20 protein-coding genes and 2 tRNA genes are annotated in these 22,573 nt (G+C 69.1%); 17 read left to right on the top strand and 5 right to left on the bottom strand.

The window, feature by feature from the left end:
* Window positions 1–167: 167 nt before the first annotated feature.
* The 7 genes from gnd (at window position 168) to F9278_RS24290 (ending at window position 9,023) form a co-directional block, all read left to right on the top strand.
* On the top strand, window positions 168–1,043 hold the full coding sequence (gene gnd, locus F9278_RS24320; protein ID WP_152170221.1) for a phosphogluconate dehydrogenase (NAD(+)-dependent, decarboxylating): 876 nt from the start codon (window positions 168–170) through the stop codon (window positions 1,041–1,043).
* Window positions 1,044–1,145: 102 nt separating this feature from the next.
* The gene (gene recF / locus F9278_RS24315) at window positions 1,146–2,270 is read left to right on the top strand and encodes a DNA replication/repair protein RecF (protein ID WP_152170220.1); all 1,125 of its coding nucleotides are present in this window, start codon (window positions 1,146–1,148) and stop codon (window positions 2,268–2,270) included.
* A complete protein-coding gene (locus tag F9278_RS24310; RefSeq protein WP_193241614.1) occupies window positions 2,267–2,800 on the top strand; it encodes a DUF721 domain-containing protein in 534 nt (177 codons plus the stop codon). Before recF ends, F9278_RS24310 begins: the two co-directional genes overlap by 4 nt.
* Window positions 2,801–3,195: 395 nt before the next feature.
* Complete coding sequence (gene gyrB, locus F9278_RS24305) at window positions 3,196–5,259, top strand: DNA topoisomerase (ATP-hydrolyzing) subunit B (RefSeq protein WP_152170219.1); 2,064 nt, start codon at window positions 3,196–3,198, stop codon at window positions 5,257–5,259.
* 42 nt (window positions 5,260–5,301) lie between these two features.
* Complete coding sequence (gyrA, locus tag F9278_RS24300; protein WP_152170218.1) at window positions 5,302–7,911, top strand: DNA gyrase subunit A; 2,610 nt, start codon at window positions 5,302–5,304, stop codon at window positions 7,909–7,911.
* Window positions 7,912–7,929: 18 nt separating this feature from the next.
* Window positions 7,930–8,769, top strand: coding sequence for a DUF3566 domain-containing protein (locus F9278_RS24295; protein ID WP_152170217.1), 840 nt, complete (start codon window positions 7,930–7,932; stop codon window positions 8,767–8,769).
* Between the two features lie 177 nt (window positions 8,770–8,946).
* A tRNA-Ile gene (locus F9278_RS24290) sits at window positions 8,947–9,023 on the top strand.
* A 212-nt stretch (window positions 9,024–9,235) separates the two neighbouring features.
* Here F9278_RS24290 and F9278_RS24285 read toward each other — a convergent pair.
* Complete coding sequence (locus F9278_RS24285) at window positions 9,236–9,592, bottom strand: DUF6344 domain-containing protein (RefSeq protein WP_152170216.1); 357 nt, start codon at window positions 9,590–9,592, stop codon at window positions 9,236–9,238.
* Window positions 9,593–10,032: 440 nt separating this feature from the next.
* On the opposite strand from F9278_RS24285, the gene F9278_RS24280 reads away from it, so the two are divergent.
* A complete protein-coding gene (locus F9278_RS24280; RefSeq protein WP_003999697.1) occupies window positions 10,033–10,161 on the top strand; it encodes a DLW-39 family protein in 129 nt (42 codons plus the stop codon).
* A 398-nt stretch (window positions 10,162–10,559) separates the two neighbouring features.
* The gene (locus tag F9278_RS24275) at window positions 10,560–12,104 is read left to right on the top strand and encodes a hypothetical protein (protein ID WP_152170214.1); all 1,545 of its coding nucleotides are present in this window, start codon (window positions 10,560–10,562) and stop codon (window positions 12,102–12,104) included.
* A 123-nt stretch (window positions 12,105–12,227) separates the two neighbouring features.
* Here the strand turns inward: F9278_RS24275 and F9278_RS24270 are convergent, their stop codons facing one another.
* A complete protein-coding gene (locus F9278_RS24270) occupies window positions 12,228–14,045 on the bottom strand; it encodes a serine/threonine protein kinase (protein WP_152170213.1) in 1,818 nt (605 codons plus the stop codon).
* 294 nt (window positions 14,046–14,339) lie between these two features.
* A complete protein-coding gene (locus F9278_RS24265; protein WP_033530590.1) occupies window positions 14,340–14,888 on the bottom strand; it encodes a helix-turn-helix domain-containing protein in 549 nt (182 codons plus the stop codon).
* Window positions 14,889–15,070: 182 nt separating this feature from the next.
* Here F9278_RS24265 and F9278_RS24260 point away from each other — a divergent pair.
* Window positions 15,071–15,143: transfer RNA gene (locus F9278_RS24260), tRNA-Ala, on the top strand.
* 460 nt (window positions 15,144–15,603) lie between these two features.
* Here F9278_RS24260 and F9278_RS24255 read toward each other — a convergent pair.
* Window positions 15,604–16,305, bottom strand: a complete 702-nt coding sequence (locus F9278_RS24255; RefSeq protein ID WP_152170212.1) for a DUF5324 family protein — start codon at window positions 16,303–16,305, stop codon at window positions 15,604–15,606.
* 359 nt (window positions 16,306–16,664) lie between these two features.
* On the opposite strand from F9278_RS24255, the gene F9278_RS24250 reads away from it, so the two are divergent.
* Complete coding sequence (locus F9278_RS24250; protein ID WP_152170211.1) at window positions 16,665–17,198, top strand: peptidylprolyl isomerase; 534 nt, start codon at window positions 16,665–16,667, stop codon at window positions 17,196–17,198.
* Between the two features lie 158 nt (window positions 17,199–17,356).
* Window positions 17,357–18,253: a rhomboid family intramembrane serine protease gene (locus F9278_RS24245; protein ID WP_152170210.1), complete on the top strand. Its 897-nt coding sequence runs from the start codon at window positions 17,357–17,359 to the stop codon at window positions 18,251–18,253.
* 303 nt (window positions 18,254–18,556) lie between these two features.
* Here the strand turns inward: F9278_RS24245 and crgA are convergent, their stop codons facing one another.
* Window positions 18,557–18,811: a cell division protein CrgA gene (gene crgA / locus F9278_RS24240; RefSeq protein WP_045558527.1), complete on the bottom strand. Its 255-nt coding sequence runs from the start codon at window positions 18,809–18,811 to the stop codon at window positions 18,557–18,559.
* Between the two features lie 142 nt (window positions 18,812–18,953).
* Between crgA and F9278_RS24235 the strand changes: the two genes are divergently transcribed.
* From F9278_RS24235 to F9278_RS24215, 5 genes are read left to right on the top strand one after another with little or no spacing between them, the layout of a single operon-like run.
* On the top strand, window positions 18,954–19,733 hold the full coding sequence (locus F9278_RS24235; protein ID WP_193241612.1) for a DUF881 domain-containing protein: 780 nt from the start codon (window positions 18,954–18,956) through the stop codon (window positions 19,731–19,733).
* Window positions 19,734–19,750: 17 nt separating this feature from the next.
* On the top strand, window positions 19,751–20,443 hold the full coding sequence (locus F9278_RS24230; RefSeq protein WP_152170209.1) for a class E sortase: 693 nt from the start codon (window positions 19,751–19,753) through the stop codon (window positions 20,441–20,443).
* Between the two features lie 53 nt (window positions 20,444–20,496).
* Window positions 20,497–20,658, top strand: coding sequence for a hypothetical protein (locus F9278_RS24225; RefSeq protein WP_152170208.1), 162 nt, complete (start codon window positions 20,497–20,499; stop codon window positions 20,656–20,658).
* Complete coding sequence (locus tag F9278_RS24220; protein ID WP_152170207.1) at window positions 20,655–21,305, top strand: aminodeoxychorismate/anthranilate synthase component II; 651 nt, start codon at window positions 20,655–20,657, stop codon at window positions 21,303–21,305. Before F9278_RS24225 ends, F9278_RS24220 begins: the two co-directional genes overlap by 4 nt.
* The gene (locus F9278_RS24215) at window positions 21,302–22,564 is read left to right on the top strand and encodes a class E sortase (protein ID WP_152170206.1); all 1,263 of its coding nucleotides are present in this window, start codon (window positions 21,302–21,304) and stop codon (window positions 22,562–22,564) included. The genes F9278_RS24220 and F9278_RS24215 overlap by 4 nt, the downstream gene beginning before the upstream one ends.
* Window positions 22,565–22,573: the final 9 nt, after the last annotated feature.

Here is a 22,573-nt window from a genome sequence, read left to right as displayed (position 1 = left end):
CACCGCGGGGCCCGGTGGATCACCGGGCCCTCGGCGCGAAGCCGCAGGTCGGGGCGTACTTTTGAGCGGGTATGCCCGCAGGTGTGCGTGAGCGTCCGGGTTTAGGCTCGTGCGTGGGTACGCAGGTCAGGTGCCCTCATGCCACGTCGCAACCTAAGGAACAACTGATGGAGCTCGGTCTCGTCGGCCTCGGCAAGATGGGCGGCAACATGCGCGAGCGGATCCGCCGCGCGGGCCACACCGTCGTCGGATACGACCGGAACCCGGAACTCGCCGATGTCCACAGCCTCGAAGAGCTGGTGGGCAAGCTCGCGGGCCCGCGGGTCGTGTGGGTGATGGTCCCGGCCGGTGCCGCGACCCAGGCCACCGTCGACGCACTGGCCGAACTGCTCGAACCCGGTGACGTCGTCGTGGACGGCGGCAACTCCCGCTGGACGGACGATGAGAAGCACGCCGAGGAGTTGGCGGCCAAGGGCATCGGCTTCGTCGACTGCGGTGTCTCCGGCGGCGTCTGGGGCCTGGAGAACGGCTACGCGCTGATGTACGGCGGCGACGTGGAGCACGTCGCCAAGGTGCGGCCGGTCCTCGACGCGCTGAAGCCCGAGGGCGACCTCGGCGCGGTGCACGCAGGCAAGGTCGGCGCCGGGCACTTCGCGAAGATGGTCCACAACGGCATCGAGTACGCGATGATGCAGGCGTACGCCGAGGGCTGGGAGTTGCTGGAGAAGGTCGACTCGGTGACGGACGTCCGCGAGGTCTTCCGCTCCTGGCAGGACGGCACGGTCATCCGCTCCTGGCTGCTCGACCTGGCGGTGAACTCCCTCGACGCGGACGAGCACCTGGACGGGCTGAAGGGCTTTGCACAGGACTCCGGCGAGGGCCGGTGGACCGTGGAGGCCGCCATCGACCACGCCGTGCCGCTGCCCGCGATCACGGCCTCGCTCTTCGCGCGGTTCGCGTCGCGCCAGGAGGACTCCCCGCAGATGAAGATGATCGCGGCGCTGCGGAACCAGTTCGGCGGCCACGCGGTCGAGAAGAAGTAACCCGCGGCACAGAAGACGACGACGAACACACTACGGTCGACGAGAAGTCGTCCACAGGGCCGCACGGCGGTCCACAACCCTGGGGGAGGTCGGCACCCGACCATGCACGTCACGCACCTGTCGCTCGCCGACTTCCGCTCCTACGCCCGGGTCGAGGTCCCGCTCGACCCGGGCGTCACCGCGTTCGTCGGCCCCAACGGGCAGGGCAAGACGAACCTGGTCGAGGCGGTCGGCTATCTCGCTTCCCTCGGCAGCCACCGGGTGTCCTCGGACGCGCCTTTGGTCCGCATGGGCGCCGACCGCGCGGTGATCCGGGCACAGGTGCGGCAGGGCGAGCGTCAGCAGCTGGTCGAGCTGGAGCTGAACCCCGGCAAGGCGAACCGGGCGCGCATCAACAGGTCGTCGCAGGTCAGACCGCGTGATGTGCTCGGCATCGTGCGGACGGTGCTGTTCGCGCCGGAGGACCTCGCGCTGGTCAAGGGCGACCCCGGTGAGCGGCGGCGCTTCCTCGACGAGCTGATCACCGCCCGCGCCCCACGCATGGCGGGCGTGCGCTCCGACTACGAGCGGGTGCTCAAGCAGCGCAACACGCTCCTGAAGACGGCCGCGCTGGCCCGCCGACACGGCGGACGCACCATGGACCTCTCCACCCTCGACGTCTGGGACCAGCACCTCGCGCGCGTGGGCGCCGAGTTGCTCGCCCAGCGCCTGGACCTGGTCGCCACGATCCAGCCGCTCGCCGACAAGGCCTACGAGCAGCTGGCACCCGGTGGCGGACCGGTGGGTCTGGAATACAAACCCTCCTCGCCCGGCATCGTCGGCCACGCGCGCGAGGACCTGTACGAGCAGCTGCTGGCGGCCCTCGCCGAGAGCCGCCAGCAGGAGATCGAGCGGGGTGTCACCCTGGTCGGGCCCCACCGGGACGATCTGGTTCTCAAACTCGGTCAGCTGCCCGCCAAGGGCTACGCCTCCCACGGGGAGTCCTGGTCGTACGCCCTCTCCCTGCGGCTCGCCTCGTACGACCTGCTGCGGGCCGAGGGCAACGAACCGGTGCTGATCCTCGACGACGTCTTCGCCGAGCTGGACTCCCGCCGGCGGGAGCGCCTGGCGGAGCTGGTCGCGCCCGGCGAGCAGGTCCTGGTGACCGCCGCGGTCGACGACGACGTACCGGACGTACTGACGGGGACGCGGTACACCGTGTCGGACGGGACGGTGGAGCGCGCATGAGCGGATCCGAGGAAGCACCGAAGCCTCCCGAGCACTCCGGCGTGGACCTCGCGCGCGTGGCGCTGCGCGCCGCGAAGGAGGCCGCACGCGCGCGTGGCGAGGCCACCCAGCAGAAGAAGCAGGCCAGGCGCGGCGGCGGGCTGCGCTCCGGCGCGCGTGCCGACGGGCGCGACCCGATGCCGCTCGGCCCCGCGATCAACCGGCTGATCACCGAGCGGGGCTGGGAGACGCCGGCCGCGGTGGGGGGCGTGATGGGGCGTTGGCCGCAGATCGTCGGCGACGACCTGGCCAGACGATGTGTACCGGAGCGGTACGACGAGGACGAGCGGGTCCTGCACGTGCGGTGCGACTCGACGGCGTGGGCGACGAACGTGCGGCTGCTGGCCCCGCAGTTGGTCGCCCGGCTCAATGAAGACCTCGGGCACGGCACCGTACGGCTGCTGAAGGTCCACGGACCGGCCGGCGCCGCCCGTCGCTACGGGCCTCTGCGGGCCCCGGGCAGCACCGGGCCCGGCGACACCTACGGGTGACCGTAGTCACATTTCCGGGTGCTTCCGCACCCATGACCGAGGGGTCTCCGTCGCCCGGTGAGCGGCCTCGCGCTCCGGCGCGCGCGTTCGCGTGCGGTTGCGAACGGCGACCTGACCCGGGAGTAGCAAAGGGTTGACACCCGGAAGCGCTGAGTGCCGCTGTGAGCCTCTTGGAGCCCCGTTCCGCATATGGGGAGTCGGGAGAGACCGGTTCAGGGCGGCACATGCGGACTCAGGTACCGGCAAACCCCCATCACAGTCGGCGCTACCGGTAGACTGGAAGCTAATCCCGCCCCATTCGTGGGGACCGCTTCGGAAACACCGTTCAACGCAGACAAAGGCTTCCACCGCAACATGCCGCAGCCGCTCCGGCAAACCCGCCGGGAGCCTGGCTTGTGCTGTGCCAGAAAGGGCGCTTCGTGGCCGATTCCGGCAACCCCAACGAGAACATCCCGTCCACCGACGCCGGCGCCAACGGCGAGGTCACAGCCTCGTACGACGCCAGCGCCATCACCGTCCTCGAAGGGCTGGACGCGGTCCGCAAGCGGCCCGGCATGTACATCGGCTCGACCGGTGAGCGTGGCCTGCACCACCTTGTGCAGGAGGTCGTCGACAACTCCGTGGACGAGGCCCTGGCCGGGCACGCGGACACCATCGACGTGACGATCCTCGCCGACGGCGGCGTACGGGTCGTCGACAACGGCCGTGGCATCCCGGTCGGTATCGTCCCCTCCGAGGGCAAGCCCGCCGTCGAGGTCGTGCTGACGGTCCTGCACGCGGGCGGCAAGTTCGGCGGCGGCGGTTACGCGGTCTCCGGCGGTCTGCACGGCGTGGGTGTCTCCGTCGTGAACGCCCTGTCGACCAAGGTCGCCGTCGAGATCAGGACCGACGGGCACCGCTGGACGCAGGACTACAAGCTGGGCGTCCCGACGGCCCCGCTCGCGCAGCACGAGGCCACCGACGAGCACGGCACCTCGGTGACCTTCTGGGCCGACCCGGACATCTTCGAGACCACGGACTACTCCTTCGAGACGCTCTCGCGGCGCTTCCAGGAGATGGCGTTCCTCAACAAGGGTTTGACGATCAAACTCACTGACGAGCGCGAGTCCGCGAAGGCCACCGCCGGGGCGGACGAGGCCGGCGAGGACGAGAAGCACGAGGTCAAGACCGTCTCGTACCACTACGAGGGCGGCATCGTCGACTTCGTGAAGCACCTCAACTCCCGCAAGGGGGACGTGGTGCACCCGTCCGTCATCGACTTCGAGGCGGAGGACAAGGACAAGCTCCTGTCCGTCGAGGTCGCGATGCAGTGGAACAGCGGTTACAGCGAGGGTGTCTACTCCTTCGCCAACATCATCCACACGCACGAGGGCGGTACGCACGAAGAGGGCTTCCGTGCCGCGATGACCGGTCTGATCAACCGCTACGCGCGCGACAAGAAGCTGCTGCGGGAGAAGGACGACAATCTCACGGGCGACGACATCCGCGAGGGTCTGACGGCGATCATCTCGATCAAGCTGAGCGAGCCGCAGTTCGAGGGCCAGACCAAGACCAAGCTGGGCAACACGGAGGCGAAGACCTTCGTGCAGAAGGTCGTCCACGAGCACCTGACGGACTGGCTGGACCGCAACCCGGTCGAGGCGGCGGACATCATCCGCAAGTCCATCCAGGCGGCCACCGCGCGCGTGGCGGCACGCAAGGCCCGTGACCTGACCCGTCGCAAGGGCCTGCTGGAGACGGCGTCGCTGCCGGGCAAGCTGAGCGACTGCCAGTCGAACGACCCCACCAAGTGCGAGATCTTCATCGTCGAGGGTGACTCCGCCGGCGGCTCGGCCAAGTCCGGCCGCAACCCGCAGTACCAGGCGATCCTCCCGATCCGGGGCAAGATCCTCAACGTCGAGAAGGCGCGGATCGACAAGATCCTGCAGAACCAGGAGATCCAGGCGCTGATCTCCGCCTTCGGCACGGGTGTGCACGAGGACTTCGACATCTCCAAGCTCCGCTATCACAAGATCATCCTGATGGCGGACGCCGACGTCGACGGCCAGCACATCAACACCCTGCTGCTGACCTTCCTGTTCCGCTTCATGCGGCCGTTGGTCGAGGCCGGACACGTGTTCCTGTCGCGTCCCCCGCTCTACAAGATCAAGTGGGGCCGTGAGGACTTCGAGTACGCCTACTCGGACCGTGAGCGCGACGCCCTGATCGAGCTCGGCCGGCAGAACGGCAAGCGCGTCCGGGAGGACTCGATCCAGCGCTTCAAGGGTCTCGGCGAGATGAACGCCGAGGAACTGCGCATCACGACCATGGACGTCGACCACCGTGTCCTCGGCCAGGTCACGCTCGACGACGCCGCCCAGGCCGACGAACTGTTCTCGGTCCTGATGGGCGAGGACGTCGAGGCCAGGCGCCAGTTCATCCAGCGCAACGCCAAGGACGTCCGCTTCCTCGACATCTGAGTCGGTCTCAGCTGACCGCACCAGGAAGGATCCCCACCAGCAATGGCCGACGAGACCCCCAATCTTTCCTCTGGCCCCGTCACGCCCGGCGAGGCCGGCGAGACGACCGTGCGCATCGAGCCCGTCGGGCTCGAGACGGAGATGCAGCGCTCGTACCTGGACTACGCGATGTCCGTCATCGTGTCCCGCGCGCTGCCCGACGTACGCGACGGACTCAAGCCCGTCCACCGCCGTGTCCTGTACGCCATGTACGACGGCGGCTACCGGCCCGAGAAGGGCTTCTACAAGTGCGCCCGTGTCGTCGGCGACGTCATGGGCAACTACCACCCGCACGGCGACTCCTCGATCTACGACGCGCTGGTCCGCCTCGCGCAGCCGTGGTCGATGCGGATGCCGCTGGTGGACTCCAACGGCAACTTCGGCTCTCCGGGCAACGACCCGGCGGCGGCCATGCGCTACACCGAGTGCAAGATGGCGCCGCTGTCGATGGAGATGGTCCGTGACATCGACGAGGAGACCGTCGACTTCACGGACAACTACGACGGCCGTTCCCAGGAGCCGACCGTCCTCCCGGCCCGCTTCCCGAACCTGCTGATCAACGGCTCGGCGGGCATCGCGGTCGGCATGGCGACCAACATCCCGCCGCACAACCTCCGCGAGGTCGCGGCCGGCGCCCAGTGGTACCTGGAGAACCCCGAGGCCTCCCACGAGGAGCTCCTGGACGCGCTGATCGAGCGCATCAAGGGCCCCGACTTCCCGACCGGCGCCCTGGTGGTCGGCCGCAAGGGCATCGAGGAGGCGTACCGCACCGGCCGCGGCTCCATCACGATGCGCGCGGTCGTCGAGGTCGAGGAGATCCAGAACCGCCAGTGCCTGGTGGTCACGGAACTGCCCTACCAGACCAACCCCGACAACCTCGCGCAGAAGATCGCCGACCTGGTGAAGGACGGCAAGATCGGCGGCATCGCGGACGTCCGCGACGAGACCTCGTCCCGTACGGGCCAGCGCCTGGTCATCGTCCTCAAGCGCGACGCGGTCGCCAAGGTCGTGCTGAACAACCTGTACAAGCACACCGATCTGCAGACCAACTTCGGCGCCAACATGCTGGCCCTGGTCGACGGTGTGCCGCGCACCCTCTCCCTGGACGCGTTCATCCGCCACTGGGTGACGCACCAGATCGAGGTCGTCGTCCGCCGTACGAAGTTCCGGCTGCGCAAGGCCGAGGAGCGGGCGCACATCCTGCGCGGTCTGCTGAAGGCCCTGGACGCCATCGACGAGGTCATCGCGCTGATCCGGCGCAGCGACACCGTCGACATCGCGCGCACGGGCCTGATGGACCTCCTGGAGATCGACGAGATCCAGGCCAACGCCATCCTGGAGATGCAGCTGCGGCGACTGGCCGCCCTGGAGCGCCAGAAGATCATCCAGGAGCACGACGAACTCCAGGCCAAGATCCGCGAGTACAACGAGATCCTCGCCTCGGCCGTCCGTCAGCGCGGGATCGTCAGCGCGGAACTCGCCGCGATCGTCGAGAAGTTCGGCGACGACCGCAAGACGATGCTGGTGCCCTACGACGGCGACATGTCCATCGAGGACCTCATCGCCGAGGAGGACATCGTCGTCACCGTCTCGCGCGGTGGCTACGTCAAGCGGACCAAGACGGTCGACTACCGCGCGCAGAAGCGGGGCGGCAAGGGCGTACGCGGCACGAAGCTCAAGGAAGACGACATCGTCGACCACTTCTTCGTGTCCACCACGCACCACTGGCTGCTGTTCTTCACCAACAAGGGCCGTGTGTACCGGGCCAAGGCCTATGAGCTGCCGGACGCCGGACGTGACGCGCGTGGACAGCACGTCGCCAACCTGCTGGCCTTCCAGCCGGACGAGGCGATCGCCGAGATCCTCGCGATCCGCGACTACGAGGCCACGCCCTATCTGGTGCTCGCCACCAAGGGCGGTCTTGTGAAGAAGACGCCTCTGAAGGATTACGATTCGCCCCGTGCCGGCGGTGTCATCGCGATCAACCTCCGTGAGAAGGAGGACGGTTCCGATGACGAACTGATCGGAGCCGAACTCGTATCGGCAGAGGATGACATCCTTCTGATCAGCAAGAAGGCGCAGTCGATCCGCTTCACGGCGACGGACGAGGCACTGCGGCCCATGGGCCGTGCCACCTCGGGTGTCAAGGGCATGAGTTTCCGTGAGGGGGACGAGCTGCTCTCGATGAATGTTGTTCGACCCGGTACGTTCGTGTTCACTGCCACAGACGGTGGGTACGCGAAGCGGACCAACGTCGACGAGTACCGCGTCCAGGGTCGCGGCGGCCTCGGCATCAAGGCCGCCAAGATCGTCGAGGACCGCGGTTCGCTCGTGGGCGCGCTGGTGGTCGAGGAGACGGACGAGATCCTCGCCATCACGCTGTCGGGCGGTGTGATTCGTACGCGAGTCAACGAGATCAGGGAAACCGGCCGTGACACCATGGGCGTCCAACTGATCAACCTGGGCAAGCGCGATGCCGTCGTCGGCATCGCTCGTAACGCCGAGGCGGGGCGGGAGGCGGAGGAGGTCGACGGCGACGATGCCGTGGACGAGACCGCCGAGGGTGCCGCGACGACCGGTACGGACGAGGGTGAGGCGCCCTCGTCCGAGTAGCACGAGGAGTGAGTCAGCGTGAGCGGAGCCACGGGCGCCGGATCGTCCGGTACTTCGGCCGGCACTTCGACCGGGTCGGAGGCGGACGGCGACGGCCGTGGCTCCGCCGCGCGTGCGATGGACTCGCACACGACCCAGCTGAAGGCGATCAAGCCGAGTGCGGCCGACGCGGCCGCGCCTTCGTCCGAGAAGTCTGGATCCCAGAAGTCTGGCTCCCAGGGGGGAACCGTGACGGACACCCGCGGTCCGCAGACCCAGCAGCCCGCGCCGGGCACTCCGGCCGCGGCGCCGGGCGGGCCCGGCCGTCAGCAGGCTCCGGCGCAGCCTCAGCCCCCGGCCCAGCCCCAGGTGCAGGCCGGCGGCTCCGCGCTGCCCGGTGAGCGGCAGGCGCAGCAGCAGGCCGGCCCGTACCATCCGCCGCAGGCCTATCAGCCGGCTCCGGAGCCGTCGTCCCGCAAGCCGCGCACGGGAGCCCGCACCACGCCCCGCACGCGTAAGGCACGACTGCGGGTGGCCAAGGCCGACCCGTGGTCCGTGATGAAGGTCAGCTTCCTGCTCTCCATCGCCCTCGGCATCTGCACGGTCGTCGCGGCGGCGGTGCTGTGGATGGTCATGAACGCGATGGGCGTCTTCTCCACGGTCGGCGCCACCATCTCCGAGGCCACCGGCTCGAACGAGTCCAACGGATTCGATCTGCAGGCGTTCCTGTCACTGCCCAATGTGCTGATCTTCACCACGGTCATCGCGGTCATCGACGTCGTCCTCGCCACCGCCCTCGCCACCCTCGGCGCCTTCATCTACAACCTCTCCGCGGGCTTCGTCGGCGGCATCGAGCTGACGCTCGCCGAGGACGAGTGAGCACGGTCACCGCGTAGGGAATGCCGGGTACGGCCCCACGGGGACGGCGTCGAACGCCGTCCCCGATGCCATGCCCACCGCGTCACGGACCCCCTCCGGGTATCGATTTTGGGACTCCCCACGTCGTGCGCTAATCTTCAGGAGTCAGCGCGCGGGATACACACCGCAGAGCGCGGCGGGGCTATAGCTCAGTTGGTTAGAGCGCATCCCTGATAAGGATGAGGCCACAGGTTCAAATCCTGTTAGCCCCACCAGCACGAAGACCCTCAGCCGATATCGGTCGAGGGTCTTCGTCGTTCTCGGCGCCGTCGTCCCGTTCACGGCGGTGGCCGATGAGGACGAATTCGAGTACGCACACGAGAGCCCCCGGCTGTCCAGGCCGGGGGCTCTCGCTGTTCGTGCCGTTGTTCCGCAGGGCGTGTACGCAAGATCGCCACTGGTTGTGCGGGTCGCTGCCTGGCCCGAATCAGCGCTGGAGAGGTGCGACGGGTCGCTCGGCTTGCGGGAGGGAGGGCTCAAGGTGCTCCAGAGCCTCGGCGGCCGTCGCCGTCGTGTTCAGGGAGGTGCGGTGGCGGCAGGAGGGCGAGGAGCCGTGGGCCTCGGCGCGGATGCGCTGCTTCATCGTGGGGGGCAGGGCCCGATCGTGGGGCCGGGCCGGCAGAGCCGTCACAGGTGCCGTCGCGGGGGCCGCGCAGTTGCGTGTGGTCTCGATCCGCTGTACCGCGGCCGATGCCGTGGTCGTGACGAGTCCGAGCGCCGTGCACAGCGCCAGGAAGGCGGTGACGACGGCGGTCCACAGCTTCATGACCTTGTTCTGGGCCATGGCCCCTCACTTTCGGGTTGGGCGATTTGCGTACTTTCCTCATGATGTGTATGTGGGCTCCGAAATCGTGGACCGACGCCCATGGCGCGTGGATCTTCAGATGAACACCACACGGATGGGTGCGTGGGCCCGAAGAGTTCCCGAAGGCCCCACAGGGGGCCGTGGAGGCCGCAGAAGGCGGCAGAGAGGGTGAGGTGGACGGGCGGAGGGGTGGACGGCGAGGCGGACGGAGGTCGGAGTGGCGCTCGCGGGGCTCGTCGAGGTGTGCGAGATGTGAGGGACCTGTGTGATGAGCCTGCGATCGGAACGGTGACATCCGGTTCTACTGAGGCCTTCCCGGCGGGAGTTGAGGGGCCGACGTAGGTCACCGATCGGTATCGGTCGGTGTGTATAGTCGGGCGCCAGAGGTCCCCTACGTCAACGAAGGACGAGGTCGCGCGGTGAAGAAGCTTCTCCTGGTCGCACTGGCCGCCATCGGCGGGCTCCTCGTGTACCGCCAGATCCAGGCGGATCGCGCCGAGCAGGATCTGTGGACGGAGGCGACTGACTCCGTGCCCACGGGTTCGTGAACATCGACATCAGTCTCAGAGCAGACCCCGGCCGCGCTCGCGGTCGGGGTTTTGTGTCGCCCGGCCCCGTCGCACATCCCGTCCCGGGCTTTTAGGTGCATTCCACCCCATCTGGATTCGCGTTGGCGAATGATGCGCTTGCGGTGGCGGAACGGTGGTCTCTCCAGCGGCGGTTTTCGGCCGCTCCTCCCCAGGAACCCGGGCATCGGCGCGTACGGCCCGGCAGGATGGGCGCGTTCAGGGCCATGGCTTTCCGGACGCTGTCGACGGATCGTGATCGCTGGACGCGGTCTGCCCGGCTCGTTTCCGGGCATCGACCGTTCGGACTTCTTCCGGGCTCCGACATCGGAGCGACTTCGGAACAGCGACTTCGGGTCTACGACGAGGGGTGGCGCTTGATGGGGCGGCGCACGGTCTGGTGGCGAACCGCGGCAGCCGTCGCAGCGGCCCTGTGTGCGACGGCGGCGCCCGGAGCGGTCGCCGTCGCGGCCGATGGGCCCGCTCCCTACTTCTACGGCGAGGACGCGAGGACGGTCGAGGGCGCGACGAGCAGCACGGGAGCCGTGCGGCTGGCGGCGGGCAAGACCTATCGCAGTTCCATCGGCCCCGGCGAGAAGCTCTACTACCGCCTCGACCTCGGCGCCGCCGCCAACGCGTACGTCTCGGCCACGGCCGTGCCCGGAGCGGGGTCGACGGTCGCGTCCGCCGACGGTGTCAGGGTGTCGCTGCAGGACGCCGACGCGCATCGCTGCTCCTACGAGACCGCCCGCTTCGGCCCGACCCGCAGTGCGCGCCCCGTCACCGCCTGGGCCTCGCGTGAGATAGGCAGCGACGAGTACATGTGCCAGGAGGCCGGACCGTACTACGTCGTCGTCGAACGAGTCGGCTCGGCCGCCGGAACCGGAACCGGAACCGGTAGCGGTGCGGGGACGAGCACGGGTGCGGGTACTGATGCCGGGGCAGCCGTCGGCTCGGTGTCGGGCTCGCCCTCGGACGGCTCGTCGCAGGACTGGGGGCTGGAGCTCGGCTTCGTGTCGGAGCCCGCCGTGACCAAGGTCGACTCGACCACCGCGCCCGAGAGCTGGAACTCCGCCTCGCCCGAGAGCCTGTCCGGGGACCCCGAGCCCCGTCGCGGAGGGAGCGGCTTCGCCACGGCGAGCCCCGTGGCGCAGGGTGTCTGGCGGGACGAGGCCGGGATCAGGGCCGGGGAGACCCTCTTCTACAAGGTGCCCGTCGGCTGGGGACAGCAGCTCCACGCCACCGCCGAGCTGGGCAGCACGACCGGCGGTGACGGGTACGTGGGGAACGCGTTCGTCATGTCGCTCTACAACCCCGTACGCGGCTTCGTGGACGACAGGACCAGCAACTACGGGGGCGAACAGCGGTCCACGCCTCTGGACCCGCTCCCGCCCGTCGCGTACGAGAACCGTTTCTCCCTCGACGGCGAGGTGAGCGGCATGCGGTTCGCCGGTTGGTACTACCTGGTGCTGCACCTCGGGACATCGGTCGCGGACCGGTACGGCGAGGAGCCTCTCGGGCTGACCCTGCGGGTGCGGCTGGAGGGCGAGGCCGGGGCCGGGCCCGGCTATCTGGGCGCCTCCCAGCCGCGCGGGGTCTTCGAGGTCACCGAGGAGGACCAGCGGGCCGCGGAGAGCGGAGCCACGGGGGACACGCTGGACGGCGCGGGGGACAGCGGCGACACAGGAGACGCGGAGACCTCCGGCGGTGGGGAGGGCTCCGGGAACTCCTCCGGCTCCGGGGACCGGCGTCTCGCCATGACGGCCGTCGCGGCGGGCGGCATCGGCACGGGGAGCCTGCTGGTGCTCGGGCTCGTGGTGTGGACGCTCGTGGCCCGCAGGCGAGCGGCTGCCGGAGCGAAGGCGGAGCGCCCGAAGGGGAGCACGGCCGCGCGGGGGCGGCACGGGGCGTCCCGGGGGTGGTAGGACAAGTGGTCACGCGGGGACGTGGGTTGGTGCGGTGAGCAGGCATCGGAGGAGCAGGAAGGCATCGTCGGAGCGGGCATCGATGGAGAAGGACCAGGGGGAGCAGGACCAGGGGGAGCAGGATCAGAGTTGGCCCAGTGCCCAGAAACCCACCGCGAAGCAGGCCAGCGCGACCAGCAGGACCGGGACGATCACCTTGACGGGCGGGCCCGGACGACGCCGGGGCAGGGCCCTCGATCGGCGTGGAACCTGCGTGGGCCGATCGGTGTATGAACCGGTAGACGCGTAAGCGTGCTGCTGCACCGCCTCGGTCGGAGCCTGGGAGAGGCCCAGCGGCGGGTGCGCCCGGAGAGAGTGCGGATGCGCGGCTTCGGGATGCTGCGCCGGGGCGGCCTGCACGGGCGTCGCGGCGGGGGGAGTGGCCTGCTGCCCGGGGTGGTGCTGGGAGTGGCCGGAGCCGGCGATGCGCTGCTGCTCCGCCTCTCGCGACGGTGCGTGGGCGGCGAGTACCTGGGGCGGCGGCAGATGGAAGCTGCCTGTGTCCGACATCGTGGACGGCCGAGGCGGTACGGGGTCACGGTCGGGCCGCGGTGGTACGGCGGTGGGGGGCGCGTCGGGCGATATGTGCCCGGTGCCGGTGCCGGTGCCGGTGCCGGTGCCCGTGCCGGCGCTGGCGCTGGCGCCCGTACCCGTGCTTGGGCCTGAGTCGGAGCCAGTGGAGCCCGTCCGGGGAGGGGCGGTGGTCGGCATGGGGGGTGGCGATATGGAGCCCGTGGGAGGGGGTTGGGGCATGGAATCCGTGGGCGGTGAGGGGGGCGCGGTGCCTGCGCCGGGCTGTGACGGGGGAACCCGGGGCGTCGGGCCGTAGGCCGGCGGGTGGTGAGGCGGCGGCGGGGTCGCGTCCGCGCCGGACGGCGTGACACCCCCCATGAACGGCCCTGAGAGCGACGAAGAGGGGGGCTGACCCGGCGAGTTGGAGGAAGTGCCCGTCCCCGAGCCTGGCGTCGGTGAGAGCGTGCCTCCGGTGCCCGTGCCCGTCTTGTCCAGCCCCGATGCCCTCTGGAGGGGTCCCTCGGGGGCGAACCCCTTGGGGAGCGGGCCGAGTTGGTCGAAGACCTCCACGACCTCGTCGTCGGGCCCCGGCTCGGGCAGGAGTTCGGTGGCTGCGGCGAGGGCCTTGCGGGCGCCTGTCGCGGTGCGGAAGCGGGAGCCGGGGTCGGGCTGGAGCAGTGTGGCGATGACCTGCCACAGCGGCTCGGGGATGCCTCGTGGGGCGTTCGGCGTGCCGTGGGCGGCGAAGTGCTCGATGAGGGCCTTGGCGTCGGGTTTGGCGCCCTCCAGCAGGTACAGCGCGACCAGGCCCACCGCGAAGAGGTCGGCCGGGAAGTCGGGGTCGGCGCCCAGCATCTGCTCGGGCGCGAAGTAACCCGGTGTTCCCACCACGTAGTTGGTCTCGGTCAGGCGGGGTTCGCCCAGTCGCATGGCGATGCCGAAGTCCGACAGGCGCAGGCGGGGCCGGGCCGTGCCGGTGGCCTCCAGCAGCACGTTGGCGGGCTTGATGTCACGGTGGATGACGCCCTCGGCGTGTACGGCGGCGAGGCCGGACAGCAGTTGGTCGAGCAGGCCGCAGACATAGGCGGGCGGGAGGGGACCGTAGTCGTTGACGAGGTTGACCAGGGAGCCTCCGGCCACCAGGTCCATGGTGAACAGGACCTTGTCGTCGTCGGCGGCCCAGCTGGCGGGGGCGAGCACATGGGGATGATCGATCCGTACGGCCTGTTCACGGACGAAGCGCAGCAGGGCGTGCGCGTCACGCTGTTGCAGGACCTTGGCGGCCACATAGCGGCGGCGACGGTGGTCCCAGGTGCGCCAGACCGCGCCGACTCCCCCGCGCCCGATCGGGTCGACCAGTTCGTACCGGCCGGCGAAGACCTCACCCATGGCTGTGCGTCGTTCCCCCTTCGGCTCCCCCCTTGGCTGCCCGTCGGCGGAGGACACGGCGCTGCGCGCCGCCCTCCGCGGAGCCGGCGCGCACATGCCCGGCTTCCCTCGGAGCTTGTTTCCCGCTTCAGTCCCCCTGCCGCTGTCCTCGCCGCTGTCCTCCGCCGCGCTTCACGGCTCTTCCGGAGCCTACGTCCACGTCCGCGTGGCTCACGAGGGGCCTACAGACCCCTCGTTCCCCTTTCAGGCCTGGGCCCGGTCGCCGAACCCCCTTTCGGGGACCGGGCCTTGGGCTCAGTTCTGGTGGGACTGGTAGTGCGCCACCGCGTCCGAGGTTCGGCCCGCGCCGTACACCCGGAGGAACTCTGCCAGTTCCGGGTGGGTCGGGGCGAGGGTGTCCGCCGCCTCGATGATGTCGCCCGCGGCGGCCACCGAGCGAAGCAGCGACTGGATCTCGCGGACGACCCGCTTGACCGTGGGCGCCCCCGAACTCGTCGTCGACTGCGTGGTGTTGCTGAGCACCGATCCCCCCTGTGACTTCTTGATCTCGTCCATGCGCTCGGTCGCCTCGGCGGCGCTCACGCTGCCGTCCGCGACCTGACCCGCCAGGTCCTGCAGCAACTGCACCCGCTGCACCACCGCCGGGTTGCCGATCTTGGCACGCTGACCGCTCATCAGCTGCGACAGCATCGGTGCGGACAGGCCCAGCACCCCCGCGAGACGGGCCTGGTTGAGCCCCAGGTCCTCGATGAGCCTACGGAAGAGCGCCCCCAACGGCTCTCCGTACCAGTTCCGCTGCAGCTCCCGGGCTCTTGCGGTCGCTTCCTGCTGTGCGGCGTCCATTGCGTCTCCCCATCGCTTCCCCAAATACCGTGGTTCGCTGTAGCGAACCACGACGAGCATCTTACGGAGAGTGGTCGTTCACGGGGACCCCCAATCTTTTTGCGAGATCCCGGGGGTGACCCGGTACTCTGGTCTGCGAAGCCCCCCGGTGGTCGGTTGTTCCGGGTGGATGCTTCCCTTCCGGGGCCTTAGCTCAGTTGGTAGAGCGCTGTCTTTGCATGGCAGATGTCAGGGGTTCGACTCCCCTAGGCTCCACGGCGGATCGACCGGGTCGGATGTCGTACGACATCCGACCCGGTCTTTTTTCGTGCCTACGGACCCGGGTCGCGGGTGCGGCATCGAGCGGGCCTCGTCGCGATCGCTATCTGTGCACTCCAGGAGGAGAAGGCCGCTGGAACGGGGCGACGGCCGGTGGCACGTGTCGGCGTGCGCAGTTGCGAAACCGGTGCGCTGAGTCACAGGGGTGTGCGGCGGAATGTGTGTATCACCCTTCGCAACCGGATCAATACATTCCGGCTCCCGTGTTCCCGTGGTCCTGAAGAGTCGCTCTGTTTCACGTGAAACAGCCCGGTGGGGCAGAAGACCTTCAAGTCTTCTGCCCCACCGGGCTGTGAAAGCTGTCCCGCCGAACGCGTCTCCGGTCAGGGCCGAGCCGCGAGGCAAGTCGCCGAGAGTCGGCGGCGGTCTCGAAAAAAAGACCTCGGGCCGCCGGTTCTCAGCGGTGGTTGTCGCGGTCGGCGGCTTCCTCCTCGGCCTGCTTGGCCTGGACCTCGGGGTCGAGGACGGACTGGCCGCTGCCGTCGACGGACGACAGGTGACCGCCGTCGGAGACCTCGGTGGCGGCGGGGGGCTCGACCAGCCAGTCGGGGTTGGCCTGCTTGTCCCACCACTTCCAGGCGGCGAAGGCGCCGCCCGCCAGGAGGCCCACCACGGCCAGGCCCTTGACGGCGCGGCCGAGCCTCGCGCGGCGCTGCTGCCTGCGGACCAGCCGCTGGATCTGCTGGGGCGAGACCTTTCCGCGCAGCGCGGCCAGCGCCGCGACACTGCGGGCGGTGGCCTCCTCGCGGACGGGGCCGGCGGCGGCCACGGCCTGTTCGATACGTGGACGGGAGTAGTCGGCGGCCTGGCGGGCCGCCTTGCGGGTGCGGACGGCGGCCTCATGGGCCGCGTGGTCGACCTTCGGCGGTACATGCGTGCGGGCCTGCTCCAGGCGCGGGACGACATGGGCGTCGTACTGGACGCGAGCCTGTTCCGCGGCCTGCGACACCTTCGGCGCGAGTCGTACGCGTGCCTCTTGCGCGTAGTGCGAGGCCTTGTCCTTGGCCGTGTCGGCGTAGGGCGCCACCACTTCCGCGGCGTGCAGCACGCTGTCCTTCGCCGAGCCGGTCGCGGCGCGCACGCTGTCGATGCGGGTCACGGGATCCTCCTCCTCGGTGGCGTACGTAATTCGACTTTCCACCCTTTTGGGGATCATGCCTCTCTGAGCGCTCCGAGGCATGTGCGGGCGGGCATCCGGGTCATGGGCACCGACTCCGGCTGACCATCGAGCAAGAGCCGCTCTGAACCGGTCATGTGCAATAGAGGATGAATGCGGGACAACGGGAACTTGTCCACGACAGTGCCGACAATGCCACGGATCGCCGCGAAGCGCGCCGGTACCGGGGGTACTCGACCGGTTTTCCGTGCCCCCGCCGCCCAAGAGCGTGGGCGCGCGGGACGCACGGCGTCGTCCGTGCGAGGATCGGGGAAGTCACAAAGGACAACGGAAGGCAGATCGTGGCAGAGCAGCTGTACGCCACCCTGAAGACCAACCATGGCGACATCGAGGTGCGGCTGCTGCCGAACCACGCGCCCAAGACGGTCCGTAACTTCGTCGAGCTCGCCCAGGGCGAGCGTGAGTGGACCAACCCGGCCACCGGCCAGAAGTCCACGGACAAGCTCTACGACGGCACGGTCTTCCACCGGGTGATCAGTGGATTCATGATCCAGGGCGGTGACCCGCTGGGCAACGGCACCGGTGGTCCCGGCTACCAGTTCGCGGACGAGTTCCACCCGGACCTCGGCTTCGACAAGCCGTACCTGCTGGCCATGGCCAACGCCGGTCCGGGCACCAACGGCTCGCAGTTCTTCATCACCGTCTCCCCGACGGCCTGGCTGAACCGCAAGCACACCATCTTCGGTGAGGTCGTCGACGCGGCCAGCCAGAAGGTGGTGGATGCCATCGCCGGTGCCCAGACCAACCCGCGCACCGACCGCCCCGTCAACGACGTCGTCATCGAGTCGGTCGTCGTCGAGACCCGCCAGGGCTGAGCCCACCGGATCTCACCGCGAGGGCCGACCGGGCCGGGTTCTTCGCGAGGACCGGATCCGAAAGGTTCCACAAGGTCCTGTAGGGAACCAATCGCCCCGCTCATCCGTAAGGATGGGCGGGGCGCGACGCGTTCCACACAGGAGACGGAGGGGACCCGATGGACCAGGTGCCGAGCGGCTCGCAGGACGCGCAGAGCCTGCCCACCTGCTACCGGCATCCGGACCGGGAGACGGGAATCCGCTGCACCCGTTGCGAGCGCCCCATCTGCCCCGAGTGCATGGTGAGCGCCTCCGTCGGCTTCCAGTGCCCCGAATGCGTCCGCGGCGGCTCCGGCACAGGCCACGCGCCCTCCGCCTCCGCCCCGCGCACCCTCGCGGGCGGCACGGTCACCGCCGACCCCCGGCTCGTCACCAAGATCCTTGTCGGGGCGAATCTGCTGCTCTACCTGGTGCAGATGTCGGCGGGCGGCGCGTTCACGGACCGGTTCGACCTCATCGGCCGGGCCTGGGTCCCCGAGCTGGGGTCCTCGCTCCAGGGCGTCGCCGAAGGCCAGTGGTACCGGCTGGTGACGTCGATGTTCCTGCACGACAGCGACAGCATCATGCACATCGCCTTCAACATGCTCAGCCTGTGGTGGATCGGCGGTCCCCTGGAAGCCGCCCTCGGCCGTGCCCGCTATCTGGCGCTCTACTTCGCTTCGGGCCTCGCCGGTAGCGCGCTCACCTATCTCCTCGCCGAGCCCAACCAGCCGTCCCTCGGTGCCTCCGGCGCGATCTTCGGCCTCTTCGGCGCGACGGCCATCCTCATGCGCCGGCTGAAGTACGACATGCGTCCGGTCATCATCCTGCTGGTCATCAACCTGGTCATCACCTTCGGCTGGTCCGGCATCGCCTGGGAGGCGCACGTCGGCGGACTCGTCGGTGGTGTCCTGATCGGCTATGCGATGGTGCACGCGCCGCGTGAGCGGCGGGCGCTGATCCAGTACGGCGTGTGCGCTCTGGTGCTGGCCGCCGTGGTCGTCATGACCGTCCTGAGGACCGCGCAGCTGACCTGAGGTGATGGCGGACCGTCACCGGTCGGGCGCTTCTCCGACACCGTTACAGCACTGTTGTCCACAGACCGTGGCGGATCTTGTGCATAGAGTGCGGGAACAGGTGTGCCCCCTGTCGCTCACCTACGTTTCCGCAGGTCAGGCAGGGGGCGAACATGCTTGCGGATGCCGGTAGGTCTGTCGTACCGGCGTCAACACCCAGTGAGTTATCCACAGATCGTCGTTCTTTTTCCCCACTGTGGAAAACACCTGTGGATAACTCCGCGGATAGCTCTGGGGAGAGCTACTTCCGGGGGGCGGGAACCCCTACTTCCACTGGGTCGAGACGCCGAATCCGGCGGCGATGAAGCCGAAGCCGACCACGATGTTCCAGTTGCCGAGCGAGTCGATCGGCAGCGAGCCGTCGGTCACATAGAAGACGACGATCCAGGCCAGCCCGATGAGGAACATGGCGAGCATGACCGGAGCCACCCAGCCACGGCTGTTCAGCTTGATGTTCGTCGCCTGCTTGGACGGCGGCGGCGTGTAGTCGGCCTTCTTGCGGATACGTGACTTCGGCACGAGGGTCTCTCCTGTCGATGCGCTGCGTGGCCGCGCAGGGAACTGTGGCGGGCTCCGGGGCAGCGTACAAGGGGACACTGAATGCTCCCCCGGGCGTCCGTTAGCGTAGTGCTTCCGTGGCGCCTAAGGAGATAAGGGTACGTTGAGCAATTCAACCGACTCCCCCGAGGCGGGTTCCGACACCTCCTCCCGAGGCGGGTTCCGCCCCGTGCGCGTGCTCACCGTCGGGGTCTTCGCCCTCGCCGGACTGATCTTCTTCACCAGCTTCGACACGGCCAAGGGCACCAACATCCGTACGGACGCCTCACTGCTGAAGCTCTCCGACCTGATCCAGGAGCGCAGCCACAAGAACGGGCAGCTCGACGAGTCCAACGCGGTGCTCCGGGGCGACGTCGAGGCCCTCGCCGAGCGGGACGACGGCAGCACCGAGGCCGAGGACGCCAAGCTGAAGGCACTGGAGAAGAACGCCGGCACCCAGAAGCTCAAGGGCGAGGCCCTCACGGTCACCCTCAACGACGCCCCGCCGGACGCCACCGCCAAGCTCCCCGGCTACCCCGAGCCGCAGCCCGACTATCTGGTCATCCACCAGCAGGACCTCCAGGCCGTGGTGAACGCCCTGTGGCTCGGCGGTGCCGAGGGCATCAAGGTCATGGACCAGCGGCTGATCTCCACCAGCGCCGTCCGCTGCGTCGGCAACACCCTGATCCTCCAGGGCCGCGTCTACTCGCCCCCTTACAAGATCCAGGCGGTCGGTGACCCGGAGAAGCTCCAGAAGGCGCTCGCCGCGTCCGAGGCGATCCAGAACTACATGGTGTACGTCAACGTCTACGGGCTGGGCTGGAAAGTGACCGAGGACGGCCCGGTGACTCTTCCCGGCTACTCGGGCACAGTGGATCTGAAGTACGCGAAGCCCGTGGAGTAACGGCAGCCGGGGGGCCCGTGTCGGTGCGCCTGATCGTGAGGACCGTCAGCGAACTCTGCATCACCGTCGGCACCCTGATCGTGCTCTTCGTCGTCTACGTGCTGTTCTGGACCGGCGTGAAGGCCGACACCGAGATGGACCACCAGGTCGACCGGCTCCGGGACCGGTGGGCGAAACAGCCGGTGCGACCGACGTCCGGCCCGGATGCCTCGACGGCTCCGGAGGCGCCCGCCCCGTACCCGGAGGGCGAGGCCTTCGCCGTCATGTACATCCCGCGGCTCGGTTTCACGTGGAACAAGCCCGTCCTCCAGGGCACGAAGACGGACACTCTCAAGAAAGGGCTCGGGCACTACGCGAACACCACGCAGCTGGGGCAGAAGGGAAACTTCGCGGTCGCCGGCCACCGCCGCACGTACGGCGATCCCTTCAAAGATTTTCCCAAGCTGCGCCCCGGCGACGCGGTCGTCCTGACCGACGGCGCGGACTGGTTCACCTACGTCATCGACAAGGGGCCCTATCGGACATCGCCCACGGACGTCCAGGTCATCGACCCCGTGCCCAAGAAATCGGGGTACACGCGCGCGGGGCGCTATCTGACGCTGACGACCTGCGACCCGGAGTGGGGACACAGCCATCGGCTCGTCGTCTGGGGCCATCTGGATTCCACACAGCCTGTGGAGTCAGGGAAACCGGAGGCGCTGCGCCGTTAGTCTGGTGGCGGTACGGCGTGAGTCCGGTGCCGTGGTGTGAAGGAAGGGACGGCATGTACGGCTGGATCTGGCGGCATCTGCCGGGCAACGCGTGGCTGAGGGCGCTGATTTCCCTCGTGCTGACCCTGGCCGTCGTCTATGTCCTCTTCCAATACGTTTTTCCCTGGGCGGAGCCGCTGCTCCCCTTCAACGATGTGACGGTGAACGACCAGTGAGTGCCGCCCGACCCGCCCGGGTCCTCGTCGTCGACAACTACGACAGCTTCGTGTTCAACCTGGTCCAGTACCTGTACCAGCTGGGCGCCGAGTGCGAGGTGCTGCGCAACGACGAGGTGGCGACCGCCCACGCCCAGGACGGCTTCGACGGCGTGCTCCTGTCCCCCGGACCGGGCACCCCCGAGGAGGCCGGCGTCTGCGTCGACATGGTCCGCCACTGCGCCGACACCGGCGTCCCCGTCTTCGGCGTCTGCCTCGGCATGCAGTCCATGCAGGTGGCGTACGGCGGTGTCGTGAACCGCGCTCCCGAACTGCTGCACGGCAAGACCTCGCCGGTGGAGCACGAGGGCAAGGGCGTCTTCGCCGGCCTGCCCTCCCCGTTCACCGCGACCCGCTACCACTCCCTGGCCGCCGAGCCGGCGACCGTACCGGCCGAGCTGGAGGTCACGGCGCGCACGCACGACGGGATCATCATGGGCCTCAGGCATCGTGAACTGCCCGTCGAGGGCGTGCAGTTCCACCCCGAGTCGGTGCTCACCGAGCACGGCCACCGCATGCTCGCCAACTGGCTGACGGAATGCGGCGACCAAGGTGCCGTGGCGAGGTCGACGGGGCTCGCCCCCGTGGTGGGCAGGGCCACGGCGTGACCGCCCTGCGCCCCGAGCGCGAGAGTGCCCCCTACGGCGGCGAGGCCGCGTACGGGGGCGCCGAGTCGTTCGAGGCGGAGGCCTTCGAGCCCGGGGCGCCGTTCGGCGACACCGCCGAGCCCCAGCAGTGGGCCGCACAGCAGGCCCCGCAGTACTCCCAGGGCGACTGGTACGGGCAGCAGGAGCCGTACGGGAGGCAGCCGTTCGATGCCTTCGGTGCCTACGGGCCGCCTCCCCAGGCCCAGTACGACGGTTCGTACGAGGCGTACGCGGCGCCGACCGCCCCGACGGGCCTTCCGGCCGAGACCGCCCAGGAGCATCCTCCGATCGACGAGGAGACCGTGGCGCTCCGGGTGGAGGAGGCGCGGCGTCTGGCCGCCGCGGCCGAGCCGATACCCGCGCCCCCCGCTCCCGGCGGCCGTGCGGCCCGCCGTAAGGCCGCCAGACGGCACGGGAGGCATGGGGGCTCCCCGGGGGCCCACACGGGCTCCGGAGCCGCTCAGGGGGCCCAGGAGGCCTTAGGGGTGGACGGGACGGCATCGCCGCGTTCCCGGATGGAGGCACGGCGGGCGGCGCGGGCTCAGAAGCCCGGTGCGGGAGTGATCGCGAGCCGGCTGATCGGCGAGGTGTTCATCACCACCGGTGTGGTGATGCTGCTGTTCGTCACCTACCAGCTCTGGTGGTCGAACATCCGGGCCCACCAGCAGGCCGGCCGGGAGGCGACGAGCCTCCAGGAGGAGTGGAAGAGCGGCAAGCGCGCGCCGGGCGCCTTCGAGCCGGGCCAGGGCTTCGCCATCCTCCACATTCCGAAGCTGGACGTCGTCGTGCCGATCGCCGAGGGCATCAGCAAGTCGAAGGTCCTGGACCGCGGCATGGTCGGGCACTACGACGAGAACAGCATCAAGACCGCGATGCCCGAGGACAAGACGGGCAACTTCGGAATCGCCGGCCACCGCAACACCCATGGTGAACCGTTCCGCTACATCAACCGGCTCAAGCCGGGCGACCCGATCGTCGTGGAAACGCAGGACAAGTACTACGTCTACGACATGGCCTCGATCCTGCCGGTGACACCGCCGTCGAACGTCAGCGTGCTCAACGCCGTGCCCCCGGGGTCGGGTTTCACCGCGCCGGGCCGCTACATCACGCTGACCACGTGCACGCCGGAGTTCACGAGCAAGTACCGCATGATCGTGTGGGGCAAGATGGTGGAGGAACGGTCGCGCAGCGAGGGGAAGCCCGACGCGCTCGTCCGGTAGGGGCTCGAC

It is taken from the genome of Streptomyces phaeolivaceus, assembly GCF_009184865.1.
In the GTDB taxonomy this organism is placed as follows: Bacteria; Actinomycetota; Actinomycetes; order Streptomycetales; family Streptomycetaceae; genus Streptomyces; species Streptomyces phaeolivaceus.
Note: the sequence above shows the minus strand (reverse complement) of the source record. Positions and strands in the feature narration are given on the sequence as shown.

What these genes read in the sequence shown, in the direction of transcription:
- F9278_RS24285 (WP_152170216.1), bottom strand. Translation starts at nt 9,592, where the DNA reads ATGGCCCAGAACAAGGTCATGAAGCTGTGGACCGCCGTCGTCACCGCC.
- F9278_RS24265 (WP_033530590.1), bottom strand. Translation starts at nt 14,888, where the DNA reads ATGGACGCCGCACAGCAGGAAGCGACCGCAAGAGCCCGGGAGCTGCAG.
- F9278_RS24225 (WP_152170208.1), top strand. Translation starts at nt 20,497, where the DNA reads ATGTACGGCTGGATCTGGCGGCATCTGCCGGGCAACGCGTGGCTGAGG.
- F9278_RS24310 (WP_193241614.1), top strand. Translation starts at nt 2,267, where the DNA reads ATGAGCGGATCCGAGGAAGCACCGAAGCCTCCCGAGCACTCCGGCGTG.
- recF (WP_152170220.1), top strand. Translation starts at nt 1,146, where the DNA reads ATGCACGTCACGCACCTGTCGCTCGCCGACTTCCGCTCCTACGCCCGG.
- gyrA (WP_152170218.1), top strand. Translation starts at nt 5,302, where the DNA reads ATGGCCGACGAGACCCCCAATCTTTCCTCTGGCCCCGTCACGCCCGGC.
- F9278_RS24275 (WP_152170214.1), top strand. Translation starts at nt 10,560, where the DNA reads ATGGGGCGGCGCACGGTCTGGTGGCGAACCGCGGCAGCCGTCGCAGCG.
- gnd (WP_152170221.1), top strand. Translation starts at nt 168, where the DNA reads ATGGAGCTCGGTCTCGTCGGCCTCGGCAAGATGGGCGGCAACATGCGC.
- F9278_RS24245 (WP_152170210.1), top strand. Translation starts at nt 17,357, where the DNA reads ATGGACCAGGTGCCGAGCGGCTCGCAGGACGCGCAGAGCCTGCCCACC.
- F9278_RS24270 (WP_152170213.1), bottom strand. Translation starts at nt 14,045, where the DNA reads ATGGGTGAGGTCTTCGCCGGCCGGTACGAACTGGTCGACCCGATCGGG.